This window comes from Leucobacter sp. NPDC077196, assembly GCF_040687075.1.
Classification (GTDB): domain Bacteria; phylum Actinomycetota; class Actinomycetes; order Actinomycetales; family Microbacteriaceae; genus Leucobacter.
The window spans coordinates 341,170-368,011 of the sequence record NZ_JBFBML010000001.1; the positions used below are offsets into that span (position 1 = coordinate 341,170).

General features: G+C 64.8%; 33 protein-coding genes. All 33 read left to right on the plus strand.

The features are described 5' to 3' along the window. Positions 1-29 precede the first annotated feature (29 nt). The 33 genes from AB0O71_RS01630 to map all read left to right on the plus strand — a co-directional run bounded on the left by AB0O71_RS01630 (position 30) and on the right by map (position 26,801). Positions 30-3,923 (plus strand): DNA-directed RNA polymerase subunit beta', encoded by a 3,894-nt coding sequence (locus AB0O71_RS01630; protein WP_363741130.1) that lies wholly within the window; start codon positions 30-32, stop codon positions 3,921-3,923. A 188-nt stretch (positions 3,924-4,111) separates the two neighbouring features. Next, positions 4,112-5,152 carry a hypothetical protein gene (locus AB0O71_RS01635; RefSeq protein WP_363741132.1) on the plus strand — a complete coding sequence of 347 codons (1,041 nt, stop codon included), beginning with the start codon at positions 4,112-4,114 and terminating at the stop codon, positions 5,150-5,152. Then, on the plus strand, positions 5,149-5,631 hold the full coding sequence (locus AB0O71_RS01640) for a hypothetical protein (protein WP_363741134.1): 483 nt from the start codon (positions 5,149-5,151) through the stop codon (positions 5,629-5,631). The genes AB0O71_RS01635 and AB0O71_RS01640 overlap by 4 nt, the downstream gene beginning before the upstream one ends. A gap of 2 nt (positions 5,632-5,633) precedes the next feature. Continuing rightward, positions 5,634-6,269 carry a spermidine/putrescine ABC transporter substrate-binding protein gene (locus AB0O71_RS01645; RefSeq protein WP_363741136.1) on the plus strand — a complete coding sequence of 212 codons (636 nt, stop codon included), beginning with the start codon at positions 5,634-5,636 and terminating at the stop codon, positions 6,267-6,269. Between the two features lie 263 nt (positions 6,270-6,532). Then, on the plus strand, positions 6,533-6,904 hold the full coding sequence (gene rpsL, locus AB0O71_RS01650; protein WP_010156385.1) for a 30S ribosomal protein S12: 372 nt from the start codon (positions 6,533-6,535) through the stop codon (positions 6,902-6,904). Next, positions 6,904-7,374: a 30S ribosomal protein S7 gene (gene rpsG / locus AB0O71_RS01655; RefSeq protein WP_010156386.1), complete on the plus strand. Its 471-nt coding sequence runs from the start codon at positions 6,904-6,906 to the stop codon at positions 7,372-7,374. The genes rpsL and rpsG overlap by 1 nt, the downstream gene beginning before the upstream one ends. 135 nt (positions 7,375-7,509) lie before the next feature. After that, positions 7,510-9,624, plus strand: coding sequence for an elongation factor G (gene fusA / locus AB0O71_RS01660; protein WP_363741140.1), 2,115 nt, complete (start codon positions 7,510-7,512; stop codon positions 9,622-9,624). Positions 9,625-9,786: 162 nt separating this feature from the next. Next, positions 9,787-10,980, plus strand: a complete 1,194-nt coding sequence (tuf, locus tag AB0O71_RS01665; RefSeq protein ID WP_363741142.1) for an elongation factor Tu — start codon at positions 9,787-9,789, stop codon at positions 10,978-10,980. Positions 10,981-11,170: 190 nt separating this feature from the next. Beyond that, positions 11,171-12,970 (plus strand): nucleoside-diphosphate sugar epimerase/dehydratase, encoded by a 1,800-nt coding sequence (locus AB0O71_RS01670; protein WP_363741144.1) that lies wholly within the window; start codon positions 11,171-11,173, stop codon positions 12,968-12,970. Next, positions 12,967-14,064 (plus strand): UDP-phosphate alpha-N-acetyl-D-fucosaminephosphotransferase, encoded by a 1,098-nt coding sequence (locus AB0O71_RS01675; protein WP_363741146.1) that lies wholly within the window; start codon positions 12,967-12,969, stop codon positions 14,062-14,064. Before AB0O71_RS01670 ends, AB0O71_RS01675 begins: the two co-directional genes overlap by 4 nt. A gap of 365 nt (positions 14,065-14,429) precedes the next feature. Further along, on the plus strand, positions 14,430-14,738 hold the full coding sequence (rpsJ, locus tag AB0O71_RS01680) for a 30S ribosomal protein S10 (protein ID WP_010156393.1): 309 nt from the start codon (positions 14,430-14,432) through the stop codon (positions 14,736-14,738). A gap of 14 nt (positions 14,739-14,752) precedes the next feature. Next, positions 14,753-15,406 (plus strand): 50S ribosomal protein L3, encoded by a 654-nt coding sequence (gene rplC / locus AB0O71_RS01685; protein WP_363741149.1) that lies wholly within the window; start codon positions 14,753-14,755, stop codon positions 15,404-15,406. 3 nt (positions 15,407-15,409) lie between these two features. Next, positions 15,410-16,063, plus strand: coding sequence for a 50S ribosomal protein L4 (gene rplD / locus AB0O71_RS01690; RefSeq protein ID WP_010156395.1), 654 nt, complete (start codon positions 15,410-15,412; stop codon positions 16,061-16,063). Then, positions 16,060-16,359 carry a 50S ribosomal protein L23 gene (rplW, locus tag AB0O71_RS01695; protein ID WP_010156396.1) on the plus strand — a complete coding sequence of 100 codons (300 nt, stop codon included), beginning with the start codon at positions 16,060-16,062 and terminating at the stop codon, positions 16,357-16,359. Before rplD ends, rplW begins: the two co-directional genes overlap by 4 nt. A gap of 22 nt (positions 16,360-16,381) precedes the next feature. Then, complete coding sequence (rplB, locus tag AB0O71_RS01700) at positions 16,382-17,218, plus strand: 50S ribosomal protein L2 (protein ID WP_090147110.1); 837 nt, start codon at positions 16,382-16,384, stop codon at positions 17,216-17,218. Positions 17,219-17,242: 24 nt separating this feature from the next. Then, positions 17,243-17,524: a 30S ribosomal protein S19 gene (gene rpsS / locus AB0O71_RS01705; protein ID WP_010156398.1), complete on the plus strand. Its 282-nt coding sequence runs from the start codon at positions 17,243-17,245 to the stop codon at positions 17,522-17,524. 25 nt (positions 17,525-17,549) lie between these two features. Next, entirely contained in the window at positions 17,550-17,930 is a 381-nt protein-coding gene (gene rplV / locus AB0O71_RS01710) for a 50S ribosomal protein L22 (RefSeq protein ID WP_363741155.1), read from the plus strand. A 2-nt stretch (positions 17,931-17,932) separates the two neighbouring features. Further along, positions 17,933-18,691 (plus strand): 30S ribosomal protein S3, encoded by a 759-nt coding sequence (rpsC, locus tag AB0O71_RS01715; RefSeq protein WP_053352794.1) that lies wholly within the window; start codon positions 17,933-17,935, stop codon positions 18,689-18,691. Between the two features lie 2 nt (positions 18,692-18,693). Continuing rightward, complete coding sequence (gene rplP, locus AB0O71_RS01720) at positions 18,694-19,113, plus strand: 50S ribosomal protein L16 (RefSeq protein WP_363741159.1); 420 nt, start codon at positions 18,694-18,696, stop codon at positions 19,111-19,113. Continuing rightward, positions 19,113-19,418: a 50S ribosomal protein L29 gene (gene rpmC / locus AB0O71_RS01725; RefSeq protein ID WP_010156404.1), complete on the plus strand. Its 306-nt coding sequence runs from the start codon at positions 19,113-19,115 to the stop codon at positions 19,416-19,418. The genes rplP and rpmC overlap by 1 nt, the downstream gene beginning before the upstream one ends. 2 nt (positions 19,419-19,420) lie before the next feature. Further along, entirely contained in the window at positions 19,421-19,693 is a 273-nt protein-coding gene (gene rpsQ / locus AB0O71_RS01730; protein ID WP_010156405.1) for a 30S ribosomal protein S17, read from the plus strand. A gap of 32 nt (positions 19,694-19,725) precedes the next feature. Further along, positions 19,726-20,094, plus strand: a complete 369-nt coding sequence (gene rplN / locus AB0O71_RS01735) for a 50S ribosomal protein L14 (protein WP_058594067.1) — start codon at positions 19,726-19,728, stop codon at positions 20,092-20,094. A 4-nt stretch (positions 20,095-20,098) separates the two neighbouring features. After that, the gene (gene rplX, locus AB0O71_RS01740) at positions 20,099-20,464 is read left to right on the plus strand and encodes a 50S ribosomal protein L24 (RefSeq protein ID WP_363741162.1); all 366 of its coding nucleotides are present in this window, start codon (positions 20,099-20,101) and stop codon (positions 20,462-20,464) included. Beyond that, complete coding sequence (gene rplE, locus AB0O71_RS01745) at positions 20,461-21,030, plus strand: 50S ribosomal protein L5 (RefSeq protein ID WP_363741165.1); 570 nt, start codon at positions 20,461-20,463, stop codon at positions 21,028-21,030. The genes rplX and rplE overlap by 4 nt, the downstream gene beginning before the upstream one ends. Before the next feature lie 118 nt (positions 21,031-21,148). Next, positions 21,149-21,547, plus strand: a complete 399-nt coding sequence (gene rpsH / locus AB0O71_RS01750; protein ID WP_010156409.1) for a 30S ribosomal protein S8 — start codon at positions 21,149-21,151, stop codon at positions 21,545-21,547. A 6-nt stretch (positions 21,548-21,553) separates the two neighbouring features. Further along, positions 21,554-22,090, plus strand: a complete 537-nt coding sequence (rplF, locus tag AB0O71_RS01755) for a 50S ribosomal protein L6 (protein ID WP_363741167.1) — start codon at positions 21,554-21,556, stop codon at positions 22,088-22,090. A 3-nt stretch (positions 22,091-22,093) separates the two neighbouring features. Beyond that, on the plus strand, positions 22,094-22,468 hold the full coding sequence (gene rplR / locus AB0O71_RS01760) for a 50S ribosomal protein L18 (protein WP_363741170.1): 375 nt from the start codon (positions 22,094-22,096) through the stop codon (positions 22,466-22,468). A gap of 23 nt (positions 22,469-22,491) precedes the next feature. Further along, positions 22,492-23,175 carry a 30S ribosomal protein S5 gene (gene rpsE / locus AB0O71_RS01765; RefSeq protein WP_363741172.1) on the plus strand — a complete coding sequence of 228 codons (684 nt, stop codon included), beginning with the start codon at positions 22,492-22,494 and terminating at the stop codon, positions 23,173-23,175. Continuing rightward, positions 23,175-23,363: a 50S ribosomal protein L30 gene (gene rpmD / locus AB0O71_RS01770; RefSeq protein ID WP_010156415.1), complete on the plus strand. Its 189-nt coding sequence runs from the start codon at positions 23,175-23,177 to the stop codon at positions 23,361-23,363. The genes rpsE and rpmD overlap by 1 nt, the downstream gene beginning before the upstream one ends. Continuing rightward, on the plus strand, positions 23,360-23,821 hold the full coding sequence (gene rplO, locus AB0O71_RS01775; protein WP_363741175.1) for a 50S ribosomal protein L15: 462 nt from the start codon (positions 23,360-23,362) through the stop codon (positions 23,819-23,821). The genes rpmD and rplO overlap by 4 nt, the downstream gene beginning before the upstream one ends. 212 nt (positions 23,822-24,033) lie before the next feature. Continuing rightward, on the plus strand, positions 24,034-25,359 hold the full coding sequence (secY, locus tag AB0O71_RS01780; RefSeq protein ID WP_363741178.1) for a preprotein translocase subunit SecY: 1,326 nt from the start codon (positions 24,034-24,036) through the stop codon (positions 25,357-25,359). Next, a complete protein-coding gene (locus AB0O71_RS01785) occupies positions 25,356-25,955 on the plus strand; it encodes an adenylate kinase (RefSeq protein ID WP_363741180.1) in 600 nt (199 codons plus the stop codon). Before secY ends, AB0O71_RS01785 begins: the two co-directional genes overlap by 4 nt. A 3-nt stretch (positions 25,956-25,958) precedes the next feature. Next, complete coding sequence (gene map / locus AB0O71_RS01790) at positions 25,959-26,801, plus strand: type I methionyl aminopeptidase (protein ID WP_363741183.1); 843 nt, start codon at positions 25,959-25,961, stop codon at positions 26,799-26,801. Positions 26,802-26,842: the final 41 nt, after the last annotated feature.

The window sequence follows — 26,842 nt, forward strand, 5'->3', positions numbered from 1 at the left end:
CTTTTACTGAAATCCCCAAGGAGAACATTTTGCTCGAGGGTACGAGTTTCAACGAGCTGCAGATCCGTCTCGCCACGGCTGAAGACATCCGCAGCTGGTCGTTCGGCGAGGTCAAGAAGCCGGAGACCATCAACTACCGCACGCTGAAGCCCGAGAAGGATGGTCTGTTCGGCGAGCAGATCTTCGGGCCGAGCCGCGACTGGGAGTGCGCGTGCGGCAAGTACAAGCGCGTCCGCTACAAGGGCATCGTCTGCGAGCGCTGCGGCGTCGAGGTGACGAAGTCCAGCGTTCGTCGCGAGCGCATGGGCCACATCGAGCTCGCCGCGCCCGTGACGCACATCTGGTACTTCAAGGGTGTGCCGTCGCGTCTCGGCTACCTGCTCGACATGGCGCCGAAAGACCTCGAGAAGGTCATCTACTTCGCGGCGTACATGATCATCGACATCGATGAAGAGGGCCGTCACGAGGACCTGGGCGAACTGGAAGCCGAGCTGCGTCTCGAGCTGAAGGCGCTCGAGGATCAGCGCGACATCTCGATCGCGCAGCGCCAGCAGCAGGCGGAATCCGACCTCGCCGCGCTCGAAGCCGAAGGGGCGAAGGCCGATCAGCGCCGTCGCGCCGAGGCCTCGGCCGAGAAGGAAATGACTGCCATCCGCAAGGGCTTCGACGACGACATCGCTCGTCTGCAGCGCGTGTGGGAGGACTTCCGCAACCTCAAGGTCGGCGACCTCAAGCCCGAGGATGCGGTCTTCGCGGACCTGCAGGATCGCTACGGCGATTACTTCGAGGCCTACATGGGCGCCGAGGCGATCAAGAAGCGTCTCGAATCCTTCGACCTGGCCGCCGAATCGGAGACCCTGCACCTGCAGATCGCCGAGGGCAAGGGCCAGAAGAAAATCCGTGCGATCAAGCGCCTCAAGGTGGTGAGCTCCTTCCTGCAGACGGGTGCAAGCCCTGCCGCGATGGTGCTCGATGTCGTTCCCGTGATCCCGCCCGAGCTTCGCCCGATGGTGCAGCTCGACGGCGGCCGCTTCGCGACCTCCGACCTCAACGACCTCTACCGTCGCGTGATCAACCGCAACAACCGCCTGCGTCGCCTGCTCGATCTCGGCGCACCCGAGATCATCGTGAACAACGAGAAGCGCATGCTGCAGGAGGCCGTCGACGCACTGTTCGACAACGGCCGCCGCGGTCGCCCCGTCACGGGCACCGGCAACCGCGCCCTCAAGTCGTTGAGCGACATGCTCAAGGGCAAGCAGGGTCGCTTCCGTCAGAACCTGCTCGGCAAGCGCGTCGACTACTCGGGCCGTTCGGTCATCGTCGTCGGCCCGCAGCTCAAGCTGCACCAGTGCGGTCTGCCCAAGCAGATGGCACTCGAGCTGTTCAAGCCGTTCGTCATCAAGCGCCTCATGGATCTGTCGCACGCGCAGAACGTGAAGGCCGCGAAGCGCATGGTCGAGCGCGCGCGTTCCGAGGTCTGGGATGTGCTCGAGGAGATCATCCGCGAGCGCCCCGTGCTGCTCAACCGCGCGCCGACGCTCCACCGCCTGGGCATTCAGGCGTTCGAGCCGCAGCTCGTCGAGGGCAAGGCGATCCAGCTGCACCCGCTCGTGTGCGCCGCGTTCAACGCGGACTTCGACGGTGATCAGATGGCCGTGCACCTGCCGCTCTCGGTCGAGGCTCAGGCCGAGGCGCGCGTGCTCATGCTCGCGTCCAACAACATCCTGAAGCCGTCCGACGGCCGCCCGGTGACCCTGCCATCACAGGACATGATCATCGGCCTGCACCACCTGACGACGATCAAGCGCGATTCCATCGGAACGGGCCGTGCGTTCGGCTCGATCGCCGAGGCGATCCTGGCCATGGACGAGGGCACCCTCGACCTTGGCGCGCTCGTCAAGATCCGTCTCATCGGGTACACCGACGAGAACGGCGTGACGTCGGAGAAGCCGGTGCTCGTGGAGACCTCGCTCGGACGAGCGATCTTCAACGAAGCACTTCCGGTCGACTACGCGTACTTCGAGCGCGTCGCCGACAAGGGCACGCTCTCGAGCCTGGTCAACGATCTCGCCGAGCGCTACCCCAAGGTGGAGGTCGCGGCGACGCTCGACCGCATCAAGGACGCGGGCTTCCACTGGGCTTCGCGCTCCGGTGTGACCGTCTCGCTCTCCGACGTGGTGACGCCCTCCAACAAGGGTGAGATCATCGCCGAGCACGAGAAGCGCGCGGCGAAGGTCGAGCGCGACTATGAGCGCGGCATGATCCAGGACAGCGAGCGAAAGAAGGCGCTGACCGAGATCTGGACCGAGGCGACGGACGAGGTCGCTGCGGCGATGCGCGAGCAGTTCCCCGAGGACAACACCATCTACCGCATGGTGTCGTCGGGTGCTCGTGGCAACTGGCTGCAGATCCGCAACATCGCCGGCATGCGCGGTCTGGTGTCGAACCCGAAGGGTGAGATCATCCCGCGCCCGATCATCAACTCGTACCGCGAGGGCCTGTCGGTGGCGGAGTACTTCATCGCAACCCACGGTGCGCGCAAGGGTCTCGCCGATACGGCGCTCCGCACCGCCGACTCGGGATACCTGACCCGTCGTCTGGTGGATGTGTCTCAGGACGTCATCATTCGCGAAGAGGACTGCGGCACTCGTCGTGGACTCGACCTGCCGATCGCCGCCCCCGACGCCAACGGCGTACTCGTGGGCGACGAGAACGTCGAGAACTCGGTCTACGCTCGCACGCTCGCCGCTGACGCAGTGAACGGCGAGGGCGCAGTCGTGGCTCAGGCGGGCGAGGACGTGGGCGACGTGCTCATCGAGAAGCTCGTCGCGGGCGGCGTGACCGAGATCAAGGTGCGCTCCGTGCTCACCTGCGAGTCGGCAGTCGGCGTGTGCGCGACCTGCTACGGACGGTCGCTCGCGACCGGCCAGCGCGTCGACATCGGCGAGGCCGTCGGCATCATCGCGGCCCAGTCGATCGGCGAGCCCGGCACGCAGTTGACCATGCGTACCTTCCACACCGGTGGTTCGGCCTCGGCAGACGACATCACGCAGGGTCTGCCCCGCGTGCAGGAGCTCTTCGAGGCGCGTACCCCCAAGGGTGCGTCGCCGATCGCGGAGGCCGCGGGTCGCGTCGTCATCGACGACTCCGAGAAGAGCCGTCGCATCCTGCTCACGCCGGATGACGGCACCGAGGAGAAGGCGTACCCCGTGCTGAAGCGCGCCACGCTGCTGGTGGAAGACGGCGACCACGTCGAACTCGGCCAGCCCTTCCTCGCCGGAACGCTCGACCCGAAGGATATTCTGCAGGTCGGCTCCACTGAGGGCGGCAAGCACATCCCGGGCGAGCGCGCGGTGCAGAAGTACCTCGTCGAGGGCGTTCAGGGCGTGTACCGCTCGCAGGGCGTGCCGATCCACGATAAGCACATCGAGGTCATCGTGCGTCAGATGCTGCGCAAGGTCACCGTCGTCGATCACGGCGAGACCGAGCTGCTTCCGGGCGAGCTCGTCGACCGCGCGCGGTACCAGCGGATCAACCGCGAGGCACTGCTCGACACGAAGCGCGCTGCGACCGCCCGCCCCGAGGTCATGGGTATCACCAAGGCATCGCTGGCGACCGAGTCGTGGCTGTCGGCCGCCTCCTTCCAGGAGACGACCCGCGTGCTGACCCAGGCGGCGATGGAGGGATCGCGCGATCCGCTCATCGGCCTCAAGGAGAACGTGATCATCGGCAAGCTCATCCCGGCTGGTACGGGACTGGGTGTGTACCGCGACGTCGATGTGGCTGCGACCGAGGAGGCGAAGGCGGAGCGTTACCCGAACCGCCTCTTCGCGACCGAGGGCACCTTCGACGAGAACGACCTCTCGTTCGTCGACTTCGACAGCTTCACGGCTGACGAATTCAACCCGGGCAACTACAGCTAGTCTGCTGAGCCGGCGCAACGGGCGCTCGCACCTTCGGGTGCGGGCGCCCGTTTTTGTCTTCCCCGTCTTCTCGCATCACGGCGCGGGAAGCGTGCGTTCGCGGCCTGAGCTTGTACTGTTGCCGCACATGATCGTGTCCGGTGCGAATTCTGCGCCGGGCATTTCGATCCGCTACGAGAGGTGAAGCGATGAGCGACGAGCGCGAGGGATCCGCGTCGAGAGCGGCGGAAGCACCCGAGACCGCCGCCAACCCGGGGGCTCCGGTCGAGGAGACCGAGGCGAGCCGCACGGAGGTGCTCCGTGCCGTGCAGCGGTCGCGCGCCTCGGGCGTCGACGACGATGCGGTGACCGAGCTCGGGTCTCGGGACGCTGCGCGTGCCGGCGTGGCCAGCGACGATCCCGAGCTTCTGTCCACGACACCGGAAGACGCCGAGCGCGTTCGCCGCGAGGAGGCGTCGCTCGTCGATACCCAGTTGGATATGGAGCCGCCGACGGGGCGTACCCCTGCGCCCGCCACGCTGACGCGGGAGGAGACCGCGGCGCTGCCGGCGCTCGACGATCTGCCGACTGCGGCGGGCGAGACTTCGACCCCGGAGCGAGACGGAGAGATCCGCATCAGCTCAGATCACCCGATGGCGGGCCTCTACGTGCAGACGCCGATGCCGCCCGACATCAAGGGCAATCGCGGTGCCGGCGTACTCATCGCGATCGTGGCGACGATCGGATTCGCGGCGGTGCTCACCGGCGTGCTCGCGCTCTGGCTCTCGCCGATGTTCCCGCCGTCCACCTTCTTGACCGAGGGGCTCGTTCCCTGGTTGACCTCGTGGCCGATCATCGCTGCAGCCGTCGCGTTCTTCGTCGGCCTCGTCATTGTAGTGCTCATCGTCGGGCGCGCTGGCTGGTGGGCGTACGTGCTCGGCGGGTTCTTCGTCGCCGCGCTCGTGTGGATCTCCGTCACGCTCGGGCTCGCGTACTTCGGCACGCCGTTCGAGAGCCCGCGGGAGATGCTCGGGGGATCGCGGGGCTGGTCGGGCGACCTGCAGACGCTGGTCACGCGATTCGGGCTCACGGTTCCCGCGCTCGGAGCAGCGCTCGTCGCCCGCGAGGCGACCGTGTGGTTCGGAGCGTGGATCGGTGGCCGCGGTCGTCGCGTGAAGCTGCGCAATGCGCGCGAACTCGCGGAATACGAAGCCTCGCTCGCAGAGTCGAAGGCCGCCGCTCGGGCATGATTTCGGAGCCGCGTCGCGGAGTGACCCGCGGCTATGTCGCGAGTCTCATCGGAGCGGCGATCATCACGGCGGTCGCGTTGCTCGTCGCCGTGTGGGGCGGGCTCGCGCTGCTGCTCGATCGCGACCCGGTGGCCACCGAGGGCGTTGCATCCTGGATCGCACCACTGGTGGTCTTCGGCGGGCTCGCGCTGCTCGCCATGATGCTCTGGCGGCAGGCGATCACGCTGCTGCAGGGCAGGCGCGAACCGGCATGGTCATCGCTCGTCGCCGTGGCCGCCGGGATCTACTTATGGTGGGGGGCGTTGGGGATGCTCGCCGGAATGCCGGTCGAAGAGACCTGGCTCAGCCCCTTCGCTGCCGCGCTCTCAGTCATCTGGGTTGCCGCAGCGTTGGTGTTCTGGGCCGTGCTGGCGCGGCGGGTCTACACCGATCGCCCGACACCGCGGTGGCCATGGGAGCGCGACGAGGAGAGCGACTGATCGTGGCGGGCAGCATGGAGGATCGGGTCGACGCCGCGGTCGACTCCTGGTTGAGATGGGTGCCGCGGTGGACGCCGGGTACGCATCGGGGCCGCTCACGGGTGTGCCGTCGATGCACCGGATCGCCGATCCTGGCGGCAGCAGGCCTCTCGGCCGACGTGCCGCACCAGGTGGTGCACGCTCTCGTGTCGCGGCTGCAGCGCATCATCGACAAGCGGGTCGACGAGTTCACTGAGACGCGGCTACCGACGCTGCACGCCGAGCTGCAGGGGGCCGAACTCTGGGAAGCGGGCGGATACGATCCGGCGAGCGGGCTCGAGCCCGAGTTCGATGGCATCGACCCCGATCCCGAGCCCGGGGATGATGAGCAGCCGTTTCTCTTCACGCTTGCCGGGCTCGCCGAGGAGTCGCGGCCAGCGCCTCCGCTGCCGAGGCCGCCGCTCAGCGCAGAGGAGAAGCTCCGATTGCGGCGGGAGATCGAGCTCGCCGATGCTCAAGCCGAATCGGCCGGGCGCGAGGTGTGCTTCGCGCTCCTTGCACATCGCTCACGCATCGAAAGCGCCGTTCATCGTTTCGTCGAACCGCAGGTCCAGAGCATGCTCGACGATCTGAGTCGAAACCTCGAGCCGCCGCGCTGACGCGAGTCGCTCCGTCATTGCCAAAGCCGGTTTGTGCGCGTATAGTTATGTGCTGGTGTGTTCCACCGATTCAGTCGTGCCTGCACGGTGAAATCGGGGGACTGCGCCGCAGGGTCGGACGCTTCGAGAGAAGTGGGCCCCCACGGCATACCTGCACTCGGTTCCGCTCAGGCGGAACAGCAGGTCAGCGCTCGCGCAAGCGGTCGCACATGCTCATCCATTGAAGCATTCCTGTCACCGTGCAGGACAAATGAGGAGAACTATTGCCTACCATTCAGCAGTTGGTTCGCAAGGGCCGGTCGCCGAAGGTCACTAAGACCAAAGCGCCCGCTCTGAAGGCGAACCCGCAGCAGGCTGGCGTATGCACTCGTGTGTACACCACCACTCCGAAGAAGCCCAACTCGGCAATGCGCAAGGTTGCCCGTGTGAAGCTCCGCAACGGCACCGAGGTGACCGCCTACATTCCCGGCGAGGGCCACAACCTGCAGGAGCACTCGTTGGTGCTCGTGCGCGGCGGCCGCGTCAAGGATCTCCCCGGTGTTCGTTACAAGATCGTGCGCGGCGCGCTCGACACGCAGGCGGTCAAGGATCGCCAGCAGGCTCGTAGCCGCTACGGTGCAAAGAAGGTGAAGTAATGCCCCGTAAAGGTCCCGCTCCCAAGCGCCCTGTCGTCGCTGATCCCGTCTACGGCTCGCCCGTAGTCAGCCAGCTCGTCAACAAGATCCTCCTCGACGGCAAGAAGGGTCTCGCCGAGCGCATCGTCTACGGTGCACTCGAGACCGTTGCCGAGAAGTCCGGTCAAGACGCAGTGACGGTTCTCAAGAAGGCGCTCGACAACGTGCGCCCCACGCTCGAGGTCCGTTCGCGTCGTGTTGGCGGCAGCACCTACCAGGTGCCCGTCGAGGTCAAGCCTCACCGTGCGAACACGCTCGCACTCCGCTGGCTCACCAGCTACGCGAAGGCTCGTCGTGAGAACTCGATGACCGACCGCCTCACGAACGAGATTCTCGACGCTTCCAACGGCCTCGGCGCCGCGGTGAAGCGTCGTGAGGACACGCACAAGATGGCCGAGTCGAACCGCGCGTTCGCTCACTACCGCTGGTAGAACCCTGGCGGCGGGCCGGCGCGCATGCGCATCGGCCCGCCGCACTCGGGGCCTCGCCCCGCGACTTGGACGGCGCAGTTCGGCAGCCGAGTCGACATCTCCCGATACCTCACCCCCACCCCGGAGGAGAACCCTGTGGCACAAGACGTGCTCACCGACCTGAGTAAGGTCCGCAACATCGGCATCATGGCTCACATCGATGCCGGCAAGACCACCACCACCGAGCGCATCCTGTTCTACACGGGTGTGAACCACAAGCTGGGTGAGACGCACGACGGTGCTTCGACGACCGACTGGATGGAGCAGGAGAAGGAGCGCGGTATCACCATTACCAGCGCCGCCGTCACGTGCTTCTGGAACAAGAACCAGATCAACATCATCGATACGCCGGGCCACGTCGACTTCACCGTCGAGGTGGAGCGCTCGCTCCGCGTGCTCGACGGCGCCGTCGCAGTATTCGACGGCAAGGAGGGCGTTGAGCCCCAGTCCGAGACCGTCTGGCGCCAGGCGGACAAGTACGGCGTTCCCCGCATCTGCTTCGTCAACAAGATGGACAAGATGGGAGCCGACTTCTACTTCACCGTCGACACCATCGTCAGCCGCCTCGGTGCGAAGCCGCTCGTCATGCAGCTGCCCATCGGCGCCGAGTCCGACTTCATCGGCGTCGTCGATCTGCTCTCAATGAAGGCATTCGTCTGGGAGGGCGATTCGAAGGGCGACGTCTCGCTGGGCGCCGCCTACGAGACTCAGGAGATCCCCGCGGATCTGCAGGCCAAGGCCGTGGAATACCGCGCTCAGCTCGTCGAGGCAGTCGCAGAGGCCGACGACGCCCTGCTCGAGAAGTACTTCGCGGGCGAAGAGCTCAGCATCGACGAGATCAAGTCGGGTATCCGCAAGCTCGTCGTGAACAACGAGATCTACCCCGTGTACTGCGGCTCGGCGTTCAAGAACCGCGGCATCCAGCCGATGCTCGACGCGGTCGTCGACTTCCTTCCGAACCCGCTCGACGTGGGTGCGATCGAAGCGCACGATCCCCGCGACGAGTCGATTGTCATCGAGCGCAGGCCGTCCTCGGACGAGCCCTTCTCCGCGCTCGCCTTCAAGATCGCCGTGCACCCGTTCTTCGGTCGTCTGACCTACGTGCGCGTGTACTCGGGAAGCATCCCCTCCGGCACCCAGGTCGTCAACTCGACCAAGGGCAAGAAGGAGCGCATCGGCAAGATCTTCCAGATGCACGCCAACAAGGAGATCCCGGTTACCGATCTCAATGCCGGCAACATCTACGCTGTGATCGGTCTGAAGGACACGACCACGGGCGATACGCTGTCGGATTCGTCGAACCAGGTCGTCCTCGAGTCGATGACGTTCCCCGAGCCCGTCATCGAGGTTGCTATCGAGCCGAAGACGAAGAGCGACCAGGAGAAGCTCGGCGTCGCGATCCAGAAGCTCGCCGAAGAGGACCCCACGTTCCGCGTGAGCCTCAACGCCGAGACCGGCCAGACCGTGATCGCCGGCATGGGCGAGCTTCACCTCGACATCCTCGTGGATCGCATGAAGCGCGAGTTCAACGTCGAGGCGAACGTGGGCAAGCCCCAGGTCGCGTACCGCGAGACAATTCGTCGCGAGGTGCCGAAGTACGACTACACTCACAAGAAGCAGACCGGTGGTTCGGGTCAGTTCGCCAAGGTGCAGATCTCGCTCGCTCCGCTCGAGAACGAAGAAGACAAGGTGTACCTCTTCGAGGACAAGGTCACCGGTGGCCGTGTGCCGCGCGAGTACATCCCGTCCGTCGACGCGGGCATCCAGGATGCCATGCAGTACGGCATCCTTGCCGGATTCCCCGTCGTCAACGTTCGCGCGCAGCTGCTCGATGGCCAGTACCACGACGTCGACTCCTCGGAGATGGCGTTCAAGATCGCCGGTTCGATGGCGTTCAAGGAGGCCGCGCGTCTGGCTCAGCCCGTACTGCTGGAGCCGCTCATGGCGGTCGAGGTGCGTACTCCCGAGGAGTACATGGGCGACGTCATCGGCGACCTGAACTCGCGTCGTGGTCAGATCCAGTCGATGGAGGATGCGAGCGGCGTGAAGGTCGTTCGTGCCCTGGTTCCGCTTTCCGAGATGTTCGGGTACATCGGCGACCTCCGGTCCAAGACCAGTGGCCGCGCCGTGTTCTCGATGACCTTCGACTCGTACGCCGAGGTTCCGAAGGCCGTTTCTGAGGAGATCATCCAGAAGGCCAAGGGCGAGTAACTCCGCCCGCCGGTCGGCGGTGGTGCTGCGCATCTCCGCCGACCGAACCGCTCAGGTCGCGATCACAGCGCTGAGCTTGTAACATAGTGACACCAACCCCGTATTCGTGTCCTCCGAAACCGTCGGAGGAAAACGGTACTCGACGTCCTGAGGAGGACCATAGTGGCGAAGGCCAAGTTCGAGCGGACCAAGCCGCACGTAAACATCGGAACGATCGGTCACGTCGACCACGGTAAGACGACTCTTACCGCGGCGATCTCGAAGACCCTCGCCGACAAGTTCCCGTCAGACGTGAACGTGCAGCGCGACTTCGACACGATCGACTCGGCTCCCGAGGAGCGCCAGCGCGGCATCACCATCAACATCTCGCACGTTGAGTACGAGACCGACAAGCGTCACTACGCTCACGTCGATGCCCCCGGTCACGCTGACTACATCAAGAACATGATCACCGGCGCGGCGCAGATGGACGGCGCAATCCTCGTGGTTGCAGCGACCGACGGCATGATGGCGCAGACCAAGGAGCACATCCTGCTCGCCAAGCAGGTCGGCGTTCCTTACCTGATGGTCGCCCTCAACAAGAGCGACATGGTCGACGACGAGGAGATCCTCGAGCTCGTCGAGATGGAGGTCCGCGAGGAGCTCTCCAAGCAGGGTTACCCGGGAGACGACGTCCCCGTCGTCCGCGTGTCGGGCTACGAGGCGCTCCAGGGCACCGAGAAGTGGGTCGACGCGATCGTCGAGCTCATGGAAGCCGTAGATGCGAGCATCCCCGATCCCGTGCGTGACAAGGACAAGCCGTTCCTGATGCCCGTCGAGGACGTCTTCACGATCACCGGTCGTGGAACCGTCGTTACGGGTCGCGCCGAGCGCGGCACGCTGAAGATCAACTCCGAGGTCGAGATCGTGGGTCTGCGTCCGACGCAGAAGACCACCGTCACCGGCATCGAGATGTTCCACAAGCAGCTCGACGAGGCATGGGCCGGCGAGAACTGTGGCCTGCTGCTCCGCGGCACCAAGCGTGAGGACGTCGAGCGCGGCCAGGTCGTCGTGGCCCCGGGCTCGATCACCCCGCACACCAAGTTCGACGGCACCGCTTACATCCTGAAGAAGGATGAGGGCGGCCGCCACAACCCGTTCGAGACGAACTACCGTCCGCAGTTCTACTTCCGTACGACTGACGTGACCGGTGTCATCACCCTTCCCGAGGACAAGCCGATGGTTATGCCCGGCGACACCACGGACATGTCGGTCGAGCTGATCCAGCCGATCGCTATGGAAGAGGGCCTCGGCTTCGCAATCCGTGAGGGTGGCCGCACCGTCGGCGCCGGCACGGTGACCAAGGTCGTCGAGTAAGTCTCGTAGCACCACCCGTACTCATGGCCTGACGGCCGAGTACCAGAACCCCCGGGGATCCGTCCCCGGGGGTTCTGCCGTTTCCCGAGTGTCTGCGCGCGGCCTCCGCTTTCACGCAGACACGTCGCGGTATTCTCGAAGCTGATCCACGCCCGACGTCAACCGACTCGGCCGAACGAAGGGAGCCCACGTGCCGCAGTCCGCCGCGGGCCGCATCGCCCACTTCGCTCGGCAGTACGGCGTGCTCTTCTTCGCCGATGCAGCGGCTTGGGGCGTCGGAATCCTCGCAGCGCTGGTGCTGCGCTTCGACTTCAACCTGATGCGGATTCACTGGGGGTGGACCCTCGTCGTCATCGGTATCACAGCCGTGCTGCAGCTGATCGCCGGCTGGCTGTTCTCTCTCTACCGCAACCGCTACCAGGTCGGCAGCTTCGACGAGGTGCGGGTGCTGGTGCTCGACATCACCGCGGTGATGGTCGTCGCGTGGATGTTCGCGTACCTCGTCGGATACGGAAACGGCATCCCGCGCAGCACGCTGTTCATCGCGGCACCGATTACGTTCAGCCTCATGGGCGTTGCCCGATATGTGGTGCGCCTGTACCACGAGCGTCAGATGATGCCCGGGTCCGAGGCGGAGCGCACGCTGCTCTACGGGGCGGGGTATCTGGGCGTGCAGACCGCCAAGCGCCTGTTGACCGACGCGAAAGGGTCGGCACTTCCGGTGGGATTCATCGATGACGACCCCAAGAAGCGACGCCAGGAGGTGCGCGGTGTGCGGGTCCTGGGGGGCTTCGATGATCTGGGCGAAGTCGCTCGAATGACCCGAGCCACGAAACTGATTGTGTGCATCGGCGACGCCGACGCCGCCCTGATGCGCCAAGTGGACGAAGCAGCGAATCGGGCAGGCATGACCGCGATGGTGCTGCCGCCTCTCGACCAGATCCTGCGCAACAACTCCGTGATCTCTGATGTTCGTCAGCTCTCGATCGAGGATCTGATCGGTCGTCACCCGGTGCGACTCGAAACCGAATCGATCGCCTCGTACCTTCAGGATCGCCGAGTACTCGTCACCGGAGCGGGTGGGTCGATCGGATCTGAGCTCTGCCGGCAGCTCGCGCGATTCGCGCCGCGCGAACTCATCATGCTCGACCGCGACGAGACAGCGTTGCAGGAGACGCAGCTTTCGATCAGCGGTCACGGGTTGCTCGATACCAACGACGTTGTGCTCGCCGACATCCGCGACGCGGGAGCCCTCGAGCGTCTCTTCCGCGAGCGCCGACCCGAAGTGGTGTTTCACGCCGCGGCGCTGAAGCATCTGCCCATGCTCGAGCAGTATCCCGATGAGGCGTGGAAGACCAACGTGCTGGGAACGCTCAACGTGCTGCGCGCCGCTCAGGCGGCAGAAGTGGGAACCTTCGTCAACATCTCGACGGATAAGGCGGCGAACCCTACCAGCGTGCTCGGGCATTCGAAGCGCGTAGCCGAGAAGCTCACGGCGTGGATGGCCGAGCACACGGGCCAGCGCTATCTCTCGGTGCGATTCGGCAACGTGATCGGCAGCCGAGGATCGATGCTCCCGACCTTCCGCAAGCTCATCGATGCGGGTGGCCCCGTCACAGTCACACACCCGAACGTGACGCGTTTCTTCATGACCATTCCCGAGGCATGCCAGTTGGTGGTGCAGGCGGGCGGCATCGGGCGCCCTGGCGAAGTGCTGATCCTCGACATGGGTGAACCCGTGAGCATTCTCGACGTGGCGAAGCGCATGATCGCGCAGTCCGGCCGCGACGTCGACATCGTCTTCACCGGACTCCGGCACGGCGAGAAGCTGCACGAGGAGCTCGTCGGCGAGGGCGAAGGAGATGAGCGTCCCTACCATCCGAAGATCTCCCACGCTCGCGTCGATGCGATTTCGCCTGCGGTGCTCGATCACGAGGGATGGGTTGCGCGAATGGATCTCACAGCCGCTGCCGAGGAGCGAGTGCGGTGAGCGCGATCGCGATCGGCTGGCTCACAGGCGGCATCGCGCTCGTCGGGAGCGTTCTGCTTCCGTTCGCGGTGCGTCCGCTCCTGATTCGCCTGGGCATCATGGATGTGCCCAATGAGCGCTCGTCGCACGAGCGCCCCGTGCTGCGAGGTCTGGGACTGGCCGTGCTCATCGCGATGCTGTTGGCCGGGGGTATCGCGGTCGTCGCGCTCGCGGGTGGTTCGGAAGCGCCGCCGGGATGGCTGATGCTGCTCATCGTGGTGATCGGTTCGCTCTGCGCCGGCTTACTCGGGCTCGCGGAGGATCTCAAAGGGCTCAGCGTTGCGGTGCGGAGCGCGCTCCTGTTGGCGATTGCGCTCGGAGCTGCGGTGACATTGCTGCTGTCGGCACAGCCCGGTGTCTCGCTGGCGCCGGCGATCGGCGGGGGCAGCGCCTCGTTCGCGTTCATCGGGGGGAGCGCAGCGTTTCCGCTCTGGATCGCCGTGCCACTGGCGATCTACGCAGTGCTGTTCATCTCGAGTTACATCAACGTCGCCAACTTCATGGACGGGCTGAACGGCATCAGTGGGTTCCACGGCGTGATCGCCGGAGGTGCTTTCGCGGCCGCGGGCTGGTTCGTCGGACTGCCTTGGCTGCTGGTGGCCGGGCTCGTGCTCGCTGCGGGCTTTGCGGGCTTCCTGCCGTGGAACCTGACAAAGCCGGGCGCCTTTCTCGGCGATGTCGGAAGCTATCTGCTCGGCGGTGCAACCGCGATCACGAGCTTTGCCGCTCTGGTAGCGGGAGTGCCGCTGCTGGCCACGATCGGGCCGATGGTGATTTACTTCGGCGACGTCGCGGTGACGCTCGTGAAGCGCGTGAGGGCCGGGCGTCGCTGGGACGAACCGCACAAGGAGCACACGTACCAGCGCATCCAGCAACTCGGGTACACCCACGTGCAGGCGTCGGCGATCACCGCCGGCGCGACGCTCGCAACCTCGATCCTCGGCCTCGTGTCAATCTTCACTAGTACCGCGGGCGCCATCGCGCTCTTCGCCGCGGGCCTCGTCGTGCTGGTGCTCTATCTGCTGCTGCCCAGACTCCTTCCGTGCCGCGCCTGAGTATCGCGACACGCCCGGGTTGCACGGTGTCGATCCTCGTGCGAGAATAGACAGGTTCAGTACTCCGCGCTTCGGTGCGGATCACTGCCAGGCAGTGCATAACCGCCCCGCTCGCTCGGGGTTCTGGTTAGGCCGCGGGTAGCGAACGAGACCTGCACGCCATTGGGCGGCCAGACATGAGTCCGGCCGCTTTCGTGCGCGCGGGGCCGCCTCGCCCGTCCATACGGGCCGGTCGGTTTTGACAGGTGAACAGAGACCCAGCACGAAGCGCGTAAGCGCTGCAGCCAGGGCGCTGGTACGTAAGACGTCCAATGCCGCGATCCTTCGGGGGAGCGGTACGACGCAAGTAGAAAGTAGAGAGTCACATGGCGGGACAGAAGATCCGCATCCGACTGAAGTCGTATGACCACGAGGTTATCGACAGCTCCGCACGCAAGATTGTCGACACGGTGACCCGCGCGGGTGCGACCGTGATCGGCCCCGTGCCGCTCCCGACGGAGAAGAACGTGATCGCAGTGATCCGTTCGCCCCACAAGTACAAGGACAGCCGCGAGCACTTCGAGAAGCGCACGCACAAGCGTCTGATCGACATCGTCGATCCCACCCCGAAGGCTGTCGATTCGCTCATGCGTCTCGACCTGCCTGCCGACGTCAACATCGAGATCAAGCTCTAAGGGGGGATCCGGACATGTCAGTAGTACGTAACGTGAAGGGTCTTCTGGGCACCAAGCTCGGTATGACGCAGGTATGGGACGAGAACGGCAACGTCGTTCCCGTCACCGTCATCGAGGTGGCACCGAACGTCGTCACCCAGATCCGCACCGCAGAGGTCGACGGCTACAGCGCCGTGCAGATCGCCGCCGGTCAGATCGACCCCCGCAAGGTGAACAAGCCGACCGCAGGTCACTTCGAGAAGGCCGGCGTCACGCCGCGCCGTCACCTCACCGAGGTTCGCACCTCCGATGCGTCGGAGTACGCACTCGGCCAGGAGCTCACCGTTGATGGCACCTTCGAGGCCGGTCAGATGATCGACGTCGTCGGCACTTCCAAGGGCAAGGGCTTCGCCGGCGCCATGAAGCGTCACAACTTCAAGGGCGTTGGCGCGTCGCACGGCGCGCACCGCAACCACCGCAAGCCCGGCTCGATCGGTGGCGCAGCCACTCCCGGCCGCGTCTTCAAGGGTCAGCGGATGCCGGGTCGCATGGGTGGCGAGCGCGTCACTGTGCAGAACCTCACCGTTCAGGCGGTCGACGCCGAGAAGGGCCTCATCCTGGTCAAGGGTGCAGTTCCCGGAGCGCGCGGTCGTCTCGTATTCGTTCGCAACGCAGTGAAGGGGGCGTAGTTCATGGCTACCGCTACCAAGCTCGAGGTGTTCGACGCTCAGGGCAAGAAGGCCGGGTCGGTTGACCTTCCCGAGACCATCTTCGGTGTCGACCCCAACATCCCGCTGATCCACCAGGTGGTCACCGCTCAGCTCGCAGCTGCGCGTCAGGGTACGCACAAGACCAAGAACCGCGGCGAGGTCTCCGGTTCGGGTGTGAAGCCGTTCAAGCAGAAGGGCACCGGCCGCGCTCGTCAGGGTTCGGTTCGTGCTCCTGAGCACCGCGGCGGCGGCGTCGTGCACGGTCCCGTGCCGCGCGACTACGCTCAGCGCACTCCCAAGAAGATGATCGCTGCTGCGCTTCGCGGCCTGCTGTCGGATCGCGCCCGCGCGAACCGTCTGCACGTCGTCGAGACGTTCGGCATCGCCGACAAGCCCAGCACGAAGGCTGCTCGCGAGTTTCTCGCGTCGGTCGCGCCGGGTAAGCGCGTGCTCGTGGTCATCACCCGTGAAGATGAGTTGACGGCGCTCAGCGTTCGCAACCTGGCGCACGTTCACGTGCTGTTCCAGGATCAGCTCAACGCCTACGACGTGGTCGTCAGCGACGATCTCGTCTTCACCAAGGCCGCCTTCGACGCGTTCGTCGATGGCCGTGCCGCTCAGGAGGACACGAAGTGAGCTTGAACAAGTCCGCACACGACGTCATCATCCGCCCGATCGTCTCGGAGAAGAGCTACGGTCTCATCGACGCCAATGGCCAGTACACCTTCGAGGTGCAGCCGGAGTCGAACAAGACCGAGATCAAGCTCGCCGTCGAGGAGGTCTTCAATGTGAAGGTCGCCAAGGTCCGCACGCTGACCCGTAAGGGCAAGTCCCGCCGCACGAAGTTCGGTCTGGGCAAGCGCAAGGACACGAAGCGCGCCATTGTCACGCTGAAGTCGGGCTCCATCGACATCTTCACGGCTGCGCTGTAGAAGGGGCGAAGAGGAACACATCATGGCAATTCGCAAGTACAAGCCGACGACCCCGGGTCGTCGCGGCTCGAGCGTTGCTGATTTCGCTGAAATCACCCGCTCGACGCCTGAGAAGTCGCTGCTCCGTCCGCTCCCCAAGACCGGCGGTCGCAACAACCAGGGCCGGATCACCACCCGTCACATCGGTGGTGGCCACAAGCGCCAGTACCGCGTCATCGACTTCCGTCGTCATGACAAGGACGGCGTGGACGCCAAGGTCGCGCACATCGAGTACGACCCGAACCGCACCGCGCGCATTGCGCTGCTGCATTTCGTGGACGGCACGAAGCGCTACATCATCGCTCCGAACAAGCTGAAGCAGGGCGACGTCGTCGAGTCGGGTTCGGGTGCTGATATCAAGCCCGGCAACAACCTGCCGCTGCGCAACATCCCGACCGGTACGGTCATCCACGCGATCGAGCTGAAGCCTGGCGGGGGAGCGAAGCTCGCTCGTTCCGCAGGCGCTTCCGTTCGCCTTGTGGCGAAGGATGGCCCCTACGCTCAGCTGCGTCTGCCCTCGGGCGAGATCCGCAACGTCGACGCGCGCTGCCGCGCGACCGTCGGCGAGGTGGGCAACGCCGAGCAGTCGAACATCAACTGGGGCAAGGCCGGCCGTATGCGCTGGAAGGGCGTTCGCCCGACCGTGCGTGGTGTCGTCATGAACCCGGTGGATCACCCCCACGGTGGTGGCGAAGGCCGCACCTCGGGCGGTCGTCACCCGGTCAGCCCCTGGGGCCAGAAGGAAGGCCGTACGCGCCATCCGAACAAGGAAAGCGACAAGCTCATCGTGCGTCGCCGTAACGCTGGCAAGAAGCGTTAGTCGACAGGTAGGAGAGAGTAGAAGATGCCTCGTAGTCTCAAGAAGGGCCCCTTCGTCGACAACCACCTGTTGAACAAGGTGATTGTCCAGAACGAAGCTGGCTCCAAGAACGTGATCAAGACCTGGTCGCGCCGCTCGATGATCATCCCGGCGATGCTGGGACACACCATCGCGGTGCATGACGGTCGGAAGCACATCCCCGTGTTCGTAACGGAGACCATGGTCGGTCACAAGCTGGGCGAATTCGCGCCCACGCGTACCTTCCGCGGTCACGTGAAAGACGACAAGAAGGGCCGTCGCCGCTAAGCGGTGACGTGAAGGAGGAAGAGAAATGGTGGAGTCGACCGCACGTCTGCGTCACATCCGCATCACCCCCCAGAAGGCCCGTCGTGTCATTGACCTGGTCCGTGGGAAGAACGCTCAGGAGGCACTCGCCATCCTGAAGTTCGCCCCGCAGGCCGCAGCGGAGCCGATTTTCAAGCTCGTCGCCTCGGCGATCGCGAATGCGCGCGTCAAGGCCGACAAGGAAAACCTGCGTCTCAACGAAGACGAGCTCGTCGTAGCTCGTGCATTCGTGGACGAGGGCGCGACGCTCAAGCGTTTCCGTCCCCGTGCTCAGGGCCGCGCATTCCGTATCAACAAGCGCACCAGCCACATCACCATCGTGCTGCAGACGGCTGATGAGCTCGCCGCCGTGAAGAAGGGAGCCTAGGTATGGGCCAGAAGATTCATCCCTATGGCTTCCGCCTCGGGATCACCACCGATCACGTATCGCGCTGGTTCTCGGACTCGACCAAGGCCGGTCAGCGCTACGCTGACTACCTTGCCGAGGACATCAAGATCCGTCAGCACCTGACGAAGCAGCTCGATCGCGCGGGCGTGTCCCGCGTCGAGATCGAGCGCACCCGTGATCGTGTTCGCGTGGACATCCACTCGGCACGTCCCGGCATCGTCATCGGTCGCCGCGGCGCCGAGGCCGAGCGCATCCGCGCCGACCTCGAAAAGCTCACCGGCAAGCAGATTCAGCTGAACATCCTCGAGGTGAAGAACCCCGAGGCTGACGCTCAGCTCGTCGCGCAGGGCATCGCCGAGCAGCTCGCTGCTCGCGTGGCGTTCCGCCGTGCAATGCGCAAGGGTCTGCAGGGCGCTCAGCGCGCTGGCGCCAAGGGCATCCGCATCCAGGTCTCCGGCCGTCTCGGCGGCGCTGAGATGAGCCGTTCGGAGTTCTACCGCGAAGGCCGTGTGCCGCTGCACACGCTCCGCGCGAACATCGACTACGGCTTCTACGAGGCGAAGACCACCTTCGGTCGTATCGGCGTGAAGGTCTGGATCTACAAGGGTGACCTGACCAACAAGGAACTCGCTCGTGAGCAGGCGGCCCAGAAGCCGTCGCGCGACCGCGGCGACCGCCGCCGTGCGCCCCGTGGCGCACAGGCCGAGGCTGCACCCGCTGCAGCAGGAGCGGAGAAGTAAGCATGCTGATTCCCCGTCGAGTCAAGTACCGCAAGCAGCACCACCCGAGCCGCACCGGCCAGTCCAAGGGCGGTAACGAGATTGCCTTCGGCGACTTCGGTATCCAGGCACTGACCCCCGCATACGTGACGAACCGTCAGATCGAGTCCGCTCGTATCGCCATGACGCGTCACATCAAGCGTGGCGGCAAGGTGTGGATCAACATCTACCCCGATCGTCCCCTCACCAAGAAGCCTGCGGAAACCCGCATGGGTTCGGGTAAGGGCTCGCCCGAGTGGTGGGTTGCCAATGTCAAGCCGGGCCGCGTCCTCTTCGAGGTCGCCGGTGTCGATGAGGAGCTCGCACGCGAGGCGCTCACCCGCGCCATCCATAAGCTGCCCCTCAAGGCCCGCATTATCAAGCGCGAGGAGGGCGACGCGTAATGGCGATCGGTACCAAAGAACTGGCCATCACCGAGCTCGATAGCTTCGAGAACGAGCGGTTGGCCGAAGAGCTCAAGAAGGCGAAGGGCGAACTCTTCAACCTTCGTTTCCAGTCGGCCACCGGTCAGCTGGAAAGCCACGGCCGCGTTCGCCAGGTGAAGCGCGACATCGCTCGCATTTACACCGTGCTGCGCGAGCGTGAGCTCGGCATTCGTGCCACCCCTGCTGCTGCGCCCGCAAAGGCGAAGAAGAGCAGCAAGAAGACCGAGCAGGCGGATGCCGCCGCTGAGACGAAGGAGGCCTGAACATGGCTGAGGTCGAGAAGGAACAGCGCGGCTACCGTAAGGCTCGCCGCGGCTATGTCGTCAGCGACAAGATGGAGAAGACCATCGTTGTCGAGGTCGAGGATCGCGTGAAGCACCCGCTGTACGGCAAGGTGCTGCGTCGCTCGTCGAAGGTCAAGGCCCACGACGAGCAGAACACGGCCGGCATCGGCGATCTCGTGCTCATCCACGAGACCCGGCCGCTGAGCGCTTCGAAGCGCTGGCGTCTGGTCGAGGTCCTCGAGAAGGCGAAGTAAGCCCTCGGGCTTACTCAGTGAAGGAGTAACAAGTGATTCAGCAGGAATCCCGACTCAAGGTTGCCGACAACAGCGGCGCCAAGGAGTTGCTCACGATCCGTGTCCTCGGTGGCTCGAAGCGTCGTTACGCCGGTCTCGGCGACACGATCGTCGCGACCGTCAAGGACGCGATCCCCGGTGGCAACGTCAAGAAGGGCGATGTGGTCAAGGCCGTCATCGTCCGGACGCGCAAGTCGACTCGTCGTGGTGACGGCTCGTACATCGCGTTCGACGAGAACGCCGCCGTTATCCTCAAGGCCGACGGGGAGCCCCGCGGCACTCGCATCTTCGGGCCGGTCGGACGTGAACTCCGCGACAAGCGGTTCATGAAGATCGTCTCGCTCGCACCGGAGGTGATCTAGTCCTATGGGCGCAAAGATCAAGAAGGGTGACCTCGTCGAGGTCATCTCTGGCCCGTCGCAGGAACGCGGCGGATACAAGGGCAAGCAGGGTCGCGTCATCGAGATTCTCTCCGACAGCGATCGCATCGTGGTAGAGGGCGTCAACTACGTCACCAAGCACGTGCGCGTCGGCCAGTCGGATCGTGGCACCCGCGAGGGTGGCATCGAGACCGTCGAGGCCCCGATCCATGTGTCCAACGTCGCGGTCGTCGACCCCGAGACGAAGAAGCCGACCCGCGTCGGCTTCCGCGTCGAGGAAGTCGAGAAGGACGGCAAGAAGAAGACTGTTCGCGTGCGTTTCGCGAAGAAGTCCGGGAAGGATCTCGCATGACCGAGACTGCAGCGACCAACGCTCAGCCCCGCCTGAAGCAGAAGTACCGCTCCGAGATCGTTCCGCAGCTGCGCGAAGAGTTCGGCTACGCCAACATCATGCAGGTTCCCGGCGTCGTCAAGGTCGTCGTGAACACGGGTGTCGGCGAGGCTGCTCGCGACAGCAAGGTGATCGAGGGCGCGATCGCGGACCTCGTGAAGATCACCGGCCAGAAGCCGATGGTCACCAAGGCTCGCAAGTCCATCGCGCAGTTCAAACTGCGTGAGGGCCAGGCCATCGGTGCTCACGTCACGCTTCGTGGCGATCGCTCGTGGGAATTCCTCGACCGTCTCGTGAACCTGGCGCTGCCCCGTATCCGCGACTTCCGTGGCCTTTCGCCCCGTCAGTTCGATGGAAACGGCAACTACACCTTCGGTTTGACCGAGCAGAGTGTGTTCCACGAGATCGATCAGGATAAGATTGATCGCGTGCGTGGGTTCGACATCACCGTCGTGACCACCGCGAAGACCGATGATGAAGGCCGTGCGCTGCTTCGCGCGCTCGGATTCCCCTTCAAGTCGGAATAACTGAATAGTCCAAACGGCGAGGGTGCTCGGGATTTCCCGGGCACCCAATCCGTGTGTCACCCAGGTCGTGCGTCGGTGTACCGGCGTATGAAACCAGGCGAGAAAGAAAGAGTCACTCATGACGATGACTGATCCGGTAGCAGATATGCTGACCCGGCTGCGCAACGCAAACTCTGCGCATCATGACGACGTTTCGCTCCCCGGCTCGAAGCTGAAGGAGCGGATCGCTGAGATCCTCAAGCGCGAGGGCTACATTCAGGACTGGAAGGTCGAGGCGGCACGCGTCGGCACGACCATCACCATGTCGCTGAAGTACGGCCCGAACCGCGAGCGTTCGATCGAGGGCATCAAGCGGGTCTCCAAGCCCGGCCTTCGCGTGTACGCGGGCTCGACCGAGATCCCGAGCGTGCTCGGCGGACTCGGCATCGCGATCCTGTCCACCTCCTCGGGTCTGTTGACCGACCGCGAGGCCGAGCAGAAGGGCGTTGGCGGGGAAGTCCTCGCTTACGTGTGGTAACGCGTCATGTCACGTATTGGTAAGCTTCCCATCGCCGTTCCCGGCGGTGTAGATGTCAAGATCGATGGCCAGAAGGTCACGGTCAAGGGCGCGAAGGGCGAGCTGTCGCTCGTCATCGCAGATCCCATCCGCGTCGCTCTCGAGGACGGCCAGGTGCTCGTCACCCGCCCGAACGACGAGCGCGACTCCCGAGCGCTGCACGGCCTCAGCCGTACGCTCATCAACAACAACATCATCGGCGTCACCGAGGGCTACACCAAGCAGCTCGAGGTCGTCGGCACGGGCTACCGCGTGCAGCAGAAGGGCACCGGCCTCGAGCTCGCGCTCGGCTTCTCGCACCCGGTCAACGTGGACGCCCCCGAAGGCATCACGCTCGCGGTCGAGGGCAACACCAAGATCACCGTCAGCGGGATCTCGAAGCAGGCTGTCGGCGAGGCCGCAGCCAACATCCGCAAGCTGAAGAAGCCGGAGCCCTACAAGGGCAAGGGCATTCGCTACGCGGGCGAGGTTGTCCGTCGCAAGGCAGGAAAGGCTGGTAAGTAACCCATGGCCGCTTCAGTATCCCGGGCTAAGGGTCGGACGGCTGCGCGAGTTCGCCGCCACACCCGCCTGCGTAAGAAGATCGTCGGCACGGAGGTTCGCCCCCGTCTCGTCGTCAACCGTTCGGCGCGCCACGTCTTCGTGCAGGTCGTCGACGATTCGAAGGGTCTCACCCTCGCGTCGGCTTCGACCATGGAAGCAGATCTGCGTTCCTTCGACGGTGACAAAACCGCCAAGGCTCGCAAGGTCGGCGAACTCGTCGCCGAGCGCGCGAAGGGCGCCGGCATCGACGCGGTCGTATTCGACCGTGGCGGCAGCAAGTACGCCGGTCGCGTCGCAGCGATCGCCGATGGCGCTCGCGAAGGGGGGCTGACCCTGTGAGCAACGAAACGAAGGAGCAGCAAGTGTCTGCAGAGGCCCAGTCTGAGACGACGGCCGCGCAGGCCGCTCCGGCTCAGGATCACCGCAACGAGCCGCGTGAGCAGCGTCGTGGAAGCCGCGATCGCGGCACCCGCAACGAGCGCAGCGGCCGCGACCGCAACGAGAGCCAGTTCCTCGAGCGCGTCGTCACCATCAACCGCGTCTCGAAGGTCGTCAAGGGCGGCCGTCGCTTCAGCTTCACCGCGCTCGTCGTGGTGGGCGATGGCAACGGCACGGTCGGCGTCGGCTACGGCAAGGCGAAGGAGGTGCCTCTCGCCATTGCAAAGGGTGTCGAGGAGGCCAAGAAGAACTTCTTCCGCGTTCCCCGCGTCGGCAGCACCATCCCGCACCCTGTACAGGGTGAGGCCGCAGCCGGTGTCGTGCTTCTGCGTCCGGCCGCAGCAGGTACCGGTGTTATCGCCGGTGGCCCGGTGCGTGCCGTACTCGAGTGCGCCGGCATCCACGACGTGCTGAGCAAGTCGCTCGGTTCGTCGAACACCCTGAACATCGTGCATGCGACCGTTGAGGCTCTGCAGCAGCTCGAGGAGCCCCGCTCCGTCGCAGCCCGCCGCGGCCTCGACTTCGACCGCGTCGCTCCGGCTCGCATCGTGCGCGCTGAGGCGAAGGCCGCGGCCGACGCTGCCGCGAAGGCAAAGGCAGGTGCGTAATGGCGAAGAGCCTGAAGGTTACGCAGACGAAGTCCGTCATCAGTGAGAAGCAGAACCAGCGCGATACGCTGCGGAGCTTGGGCCTCAAGAAGATCGGTCAGTCGGTCGTTCGTGAGGACACCCAGGCCAATCGCGGCTACATTCGCGCGGTCGCTCACCTGGTAGTGGTTGAGGAGATCGACGCATGAGCGAGAACAACGAGGAGCGTGAGTCGGTGCTGAAGGCGCACCACCTCCGTCCGGCTCCCGGTGCCAAGAAGGCCAAGACCCGCGTGGGTCGTGGCGAGGCATCGAAGGGCAAGACCGCTGGCCGCGGCACCAAGGGCACCAAAGCCCGGTACCAGGTCAAGGTCGGCTTCGAGGGTGGGCAGATGCCGCTGCACATGCGCACCCCGAAGCTCCGCGGGTTCAAGAACCCGTTCCGCACCGAGTACCAGGTGGTGAACGTCGCAAAGCTCGCCGAGCTCTACCCGCAGGGTGGCGACGTCACCGTCGAGGATCTCGTGGCCAAGGGTGCCGTCCGCAAGAACCAGCCCGTCAAGGTGCTGGGCAACGGCGACCTGCAGGTCAAGCTCACCGTGCAGGTCGACAAGGTCTCCAGCTCAGCCGAGCAGAAGATCGTCGACGCAGGCGGAGCAGTGAAGTAACGATCCACGTGGATCGGTTGTACCCTCGGGTGTATCCCGAGTAGCGGGGGACCGGCGGGGCGACATTCATGTCGCTCCCGCCTACCCCCGCTGTTTTTGTTTCACCCGCCGTTCTCGGCGATGGCTCGGTCTAGCGGCACACGCCGTGTAGGCTGGAGCAATTGGTTCTCGTCGGTAGGCGAAGCCCCTTACGACGTTCCAGGAGGCAGATTTTGTTCAGCGCCATCGGACGGATCTTCCGGACACCCGATTTGCGGCGGAAGATTGTCTTCACGCTCGCGATCGTGTCGTTGTTCCGGCTCGGGTCATTCATTCCCGCACCGTTCGTAGATTTCAATAACGTTCAAGCGTGCCTGGTGGCGAACCAGAACCAGGGCAGCTCGGGCCTCTACGACATGATCAACCTGTTCAGCGGCGGTGCTCTGCTGCAGCTGTCGATCTTCGCTCTCGGCATCATGCCCTACATCACGGCGTCGATCATCACTCAGCTGCTCCGCGTCGTGATCCCGCACTTCGAGGCGCTCCATAAGGAAGGCCAGGCCGGCCAGGCGAAGCTGACGCAGTACACCCGCTACCTGACGATCGCCCTCGCAATCCTGCAGTCGACCACGCTTATCACGGTCGCGCGATCGGGCCAGCTTTTCGGCGCCGCAGCGAACCAGGCGTGCCAGAACCTCGTCTCGCAGGAATGGTGGGCAGTGCTCATCATGATCATCACCATGACCGCGGGCACGGGCCTCATCATGTGGTTCGGCGAGCTCATCACCGAGCGCGGCATCGGCAACGGCATGTCGCTCCTCATCTTCACCTCGATCGCAGCGACCTTCCCCGGCGCAATGTGGATCATCAAGGAGTCGCGAGGCTGGGAAGTCTTCTTCATAGTGCTCGGGGTCGGGCTCTTGGTGGTCGCGGCCGTCGTGTTCGTCGAACAATCGCAGCGACGCATTCCGGTGCAGTACGCGAAGCGCGTCGTCGGTCGTCGCACGTACGGCGGCAGCAGCACGTACATTCCGATCAAGGTGAACATGGCGGGCGTGATCCCGGTGATCTTCGCGTCTGCGATTCTCTACCTGCCGATGCTCATCACGCAGTTCAATCAGCCGCAGATCGGCGAGGATCCGAAACCGTGGGTGGTTTGGATCCAGAACAACCTCGTCTACGGCGATCAGCCGTTCTACATGCTCGTCTTCTTCCTGCTCGTCATCGGCTTTACCTTCTTCTACGTGCAGATCACGTTCAACCCCGAAGAAGTGTCCGACAACATGAAGCAGTACGGCGGGTTCATCCCGGGCATCCGCGCCGGTCGCCCGACCGCGGAGTACCTCAACTACGTGCTCACCCGCATCACCAGCGCAGGATCGCTCTACCTCGGGGTCATCGCACTGCTTCCGCTCGTCGCGCTCTCGTTCTTCGGGGCGAACCAGAACTTCCCGTTCGGCGGTGCGTCGATCCTCATCATCGTGGGTGTCGGGCTCGAGACCGTGAAGCAGATCGACGCGCAGCTGCAGCAGCGCCACTACGAAGGGCTCCTCAAGTGACCGCAGAGACGACCGCGCGCCTGCTCATCATCGGCCCTCCCGGCGCGGGCAAAGGTACTCAGGCCGGCCGCATCGTCGAACGGTACGGCGTTCCCGCCATCTCGACCGGTGACATCTTCCGGGCCAATATTCAGGGCGGTACGGAGCTCGGCAAGCAGGTGCAGGCGATCATCGAACAGGGTGAGCTGGTTCCCGACGAGCTGACGAACCAGATCGTCGCCGACCGACTGTCCCAGGACGACGCTGCCGCGGGCTTCCTGCTCGACGGGTACCCGCGCACGGTCGACCAGGTGCAGGCGCTCGACGGGATGCTCAGTGGCTCGTCGCTCGACGCGGTCGTGCTCCTCGAGGCCGACCCCGACGAGGTCGTTGCGCGGCTCCTCAAGCGTGCAGCGCTCGAGGGGCGCGCGGACGACACCGAGGCGGTCATTCGGCACCGTCAGGACGTCTACGCGGAGCAGACTGCACCACTCATCGAATTGTTCTCCCAGCGCGGCATCCTGGTCTCAGTGGATGGTCTCGGCTCGGTCGATGAAGTGTCGGAGCGCATCGCTGCCGGCCTGTCGGCTCAGCTGAGCGCTCGAGTCGGGCAGTAGCTCGTGGGGCGTCGAGGCCTGCTGCGACGTTCGATCTACAAGACGCCGGCGCAGCTGCGCCAGATGATCGAGCCGGGGCTCGCGACTGGTGCAGCGCTCGACGCCATGCGTACCGCCGTGACGGCCGGAATCACGCCGCTCGAACTCGACGCGATTGCGGAGCGCACGATCCGCGCGATGGGTGGCGCTCCGAACTTCATGTTGGAGCCCGGGTACCGGCACACAATCTGCGCGAACGTGAATGAGCACGTGGTCCACGCGATCCCGACTCACCGTCCGCTCGAACCCGGCGACATCGTCTCGCTCGATGCAGGCGCAGTGATCGACGGATGGCACGGCGACTCGGCCTTCACCGCAGTGCTGCCCGATCACGCCGACCCGGATCGCACGGCCGCCAATCAGCATCTCAGTGACGTGACCGAGCAGGCCATGTGGCGTGGAATCGCGCGCCTGGCATCGGCCTCGCATCTCAATGAGGTGGGGGAAGCCGTCGAGGCTTACGTTCGCGCTCACAGTGATTTCGGCGTGCTCGAGGATTACATCGGTCACGGCATCGGTCGAAGCATGCACGAGGATCCGCCGGTCTTCAACGTGCCGGTTCGCCGGCGCGGGCCCGAGGTGAAGCCGGGTCTGGTCGTCGCCATCGAGCCGATCGTCTCGGCGGGTGGCATCGACACGGTGGTCGAGGACGACGATTGGACGGTGACCATGGCGGACGGATCGATGAGCGCGCAATGGGAGCACACCGTCGCGGTGCACGACCGAGGCATCTGGGTGCTGACCGCTTCGGACGGGGGAGCCAGTGGTCTCGAGCCGCTCGGCGTTCGCCCGGTTCCGATCCCGTAGCGGCTTCTCCGCCGCCACGACACTCGACGAGCTTTACAAAA

What these genes read in the sequence shown, in the direction of transcription:
- AB0O71_RS01635 (WP_363741132.1), top strand. Translation starts at nt 4,112, where the DNA reads ATGAGCGACGAGCGCGAGGGATCCGCGTCGAGAGCGGCGGAAGCACCC.
- AB0O71_RS01640 (WP_363741134.1), top strand. Translation starts at nt 5,149, where the DNA reads ATGATTTCGGAGCCGCGTCGCGGAGTGACCCGCGGCTATGTCGCGAGT.
- rpsG (WP_010156386.1), top strand. Translation starts at nt 6,904, where the DNA reads ATGCCCCGTAAAGGTCCCGCTCCCAAGCGCCCTGTCGTCGCTGATCCC.
- rpsJ (WP_010156393.1), top strand. Translation starts at nt 14,430, where the DNA reads ATGGCGGGACAGAAGATCCGCATCCGACTGAAGTCGTATGACCACGAG.
- rplC (WP_363741149.1), top strand. Translation starts at nt 14,753, where the DNA reads ATGTCAGTAGTACGTAACGTGAAGGGTCTTCTGGGCACCAAGCTCGGT.
- rplD (WP_010156395.1), top strand. Translation starts at nt 15,410, where the DNA reads ATGGCTACCGCTACCAAGCTCGAGGTGTTCGACGCTCAGGGCAAGAAG.
- rplB (WP_090147110.1), top strand. Translation starts at nt 16,382, where the DNA reads ATGGCAATTCGCAAGTACAAGCCGACGACCCCGGGTCGTCGCGGCTCG.
- rpsS (WP_010156398.1), top strand. Translation starts at nt 17,243, where the DNA reads ATGCCTCGTAGTCTCAAGAAGGGCCCCTTCGTCGACAACCACCTGTTG.
- rplV (WP_363741155.1), top strand. Translation starts at nt 17,550, where the DNA reads ATGGTGGAGTCGACCGCACGTCTGCGTCACATCCGCATCACCCCCCAG.
- rpsC (WP_053352794.1), top strand. Translation starts at nt 17,933, where the DNA reads ATGGGCCAGAAGATTCATCCCTATGGCTTCCGCCTCGGGATCACCACC.
- rplP (WP_363741159.1), top strand. Translation starts at nt 18,694, where the DNA reads ATGCTGATTCCCCGTCGAGTCAAGTACCGCAAGCAGCACCACCCGAGC.
- rpmC (WP_010156404.1), top strand. Translation starts at nt 19,113, where the DNA reads ATGGCGATCGGTACCAAAGAACTGGCCATCACCGAGCTCGATAGCTTC.
- rpsQ (WP_010156405.1), top strand. Translation starts at nt 19,421, where the DNA reads ATGGCTGAGGTCGAGAAGGAACAGCGCGGCTACCGTAAGGCTCGCCGC.
- rplX (WP_363741162.1), top strand. Translation starts at nt 20,099, where the DNA reads ATGGGCGCAAAGATCAAGAAGGGTGACCTCGTCGAGGTCATCTCTGGC.
- rplE (WP_363741165.1), top strand. Translation starts at nt 20,461, where the DNA reads ATGACCGAGACTGCAGCGACCAACGCTCAGCCCCGCCTGAAGCAGAAG.
- rpsH (WP_010156409.1), top strand. Translation starts at nt 21,149, where the DNA reads ATGACGATGACTGATCCGGTAGCAGATATGCTGACCCGGCTGCGCAAC.
- rplF (WP_363741167.1), top strand. Translation starts at nt 21,554, where the DNA reads ATGTCACGTATTGGTAAGCTTCCCATCGCCGTTCCCGGCGGTGTAGAT.
- rplR (WP_363741170.1), top strand. Translation starts at nt 22,094, where the DNA reads ATGGCCGCTTCAGTATCCCGGGCTAAGGGTCGGACGGCTGCGCGAGTT.
- rpmD (WP_010156415.1), top strand. Translation starts at nt 23,175, where the DNA reads ATGGCGAAGAGCCTGAAGGTTACGCAGACGAAGTCCGTCATCAGTGAG.
- rplO (WP_363741175.1), top strand. Translation starts at nt 23,360, where the DNA reads ATGAGCGAGAACAACGAGGAGCGTGAGTCGGTGCTGAAGGCGCACCAC.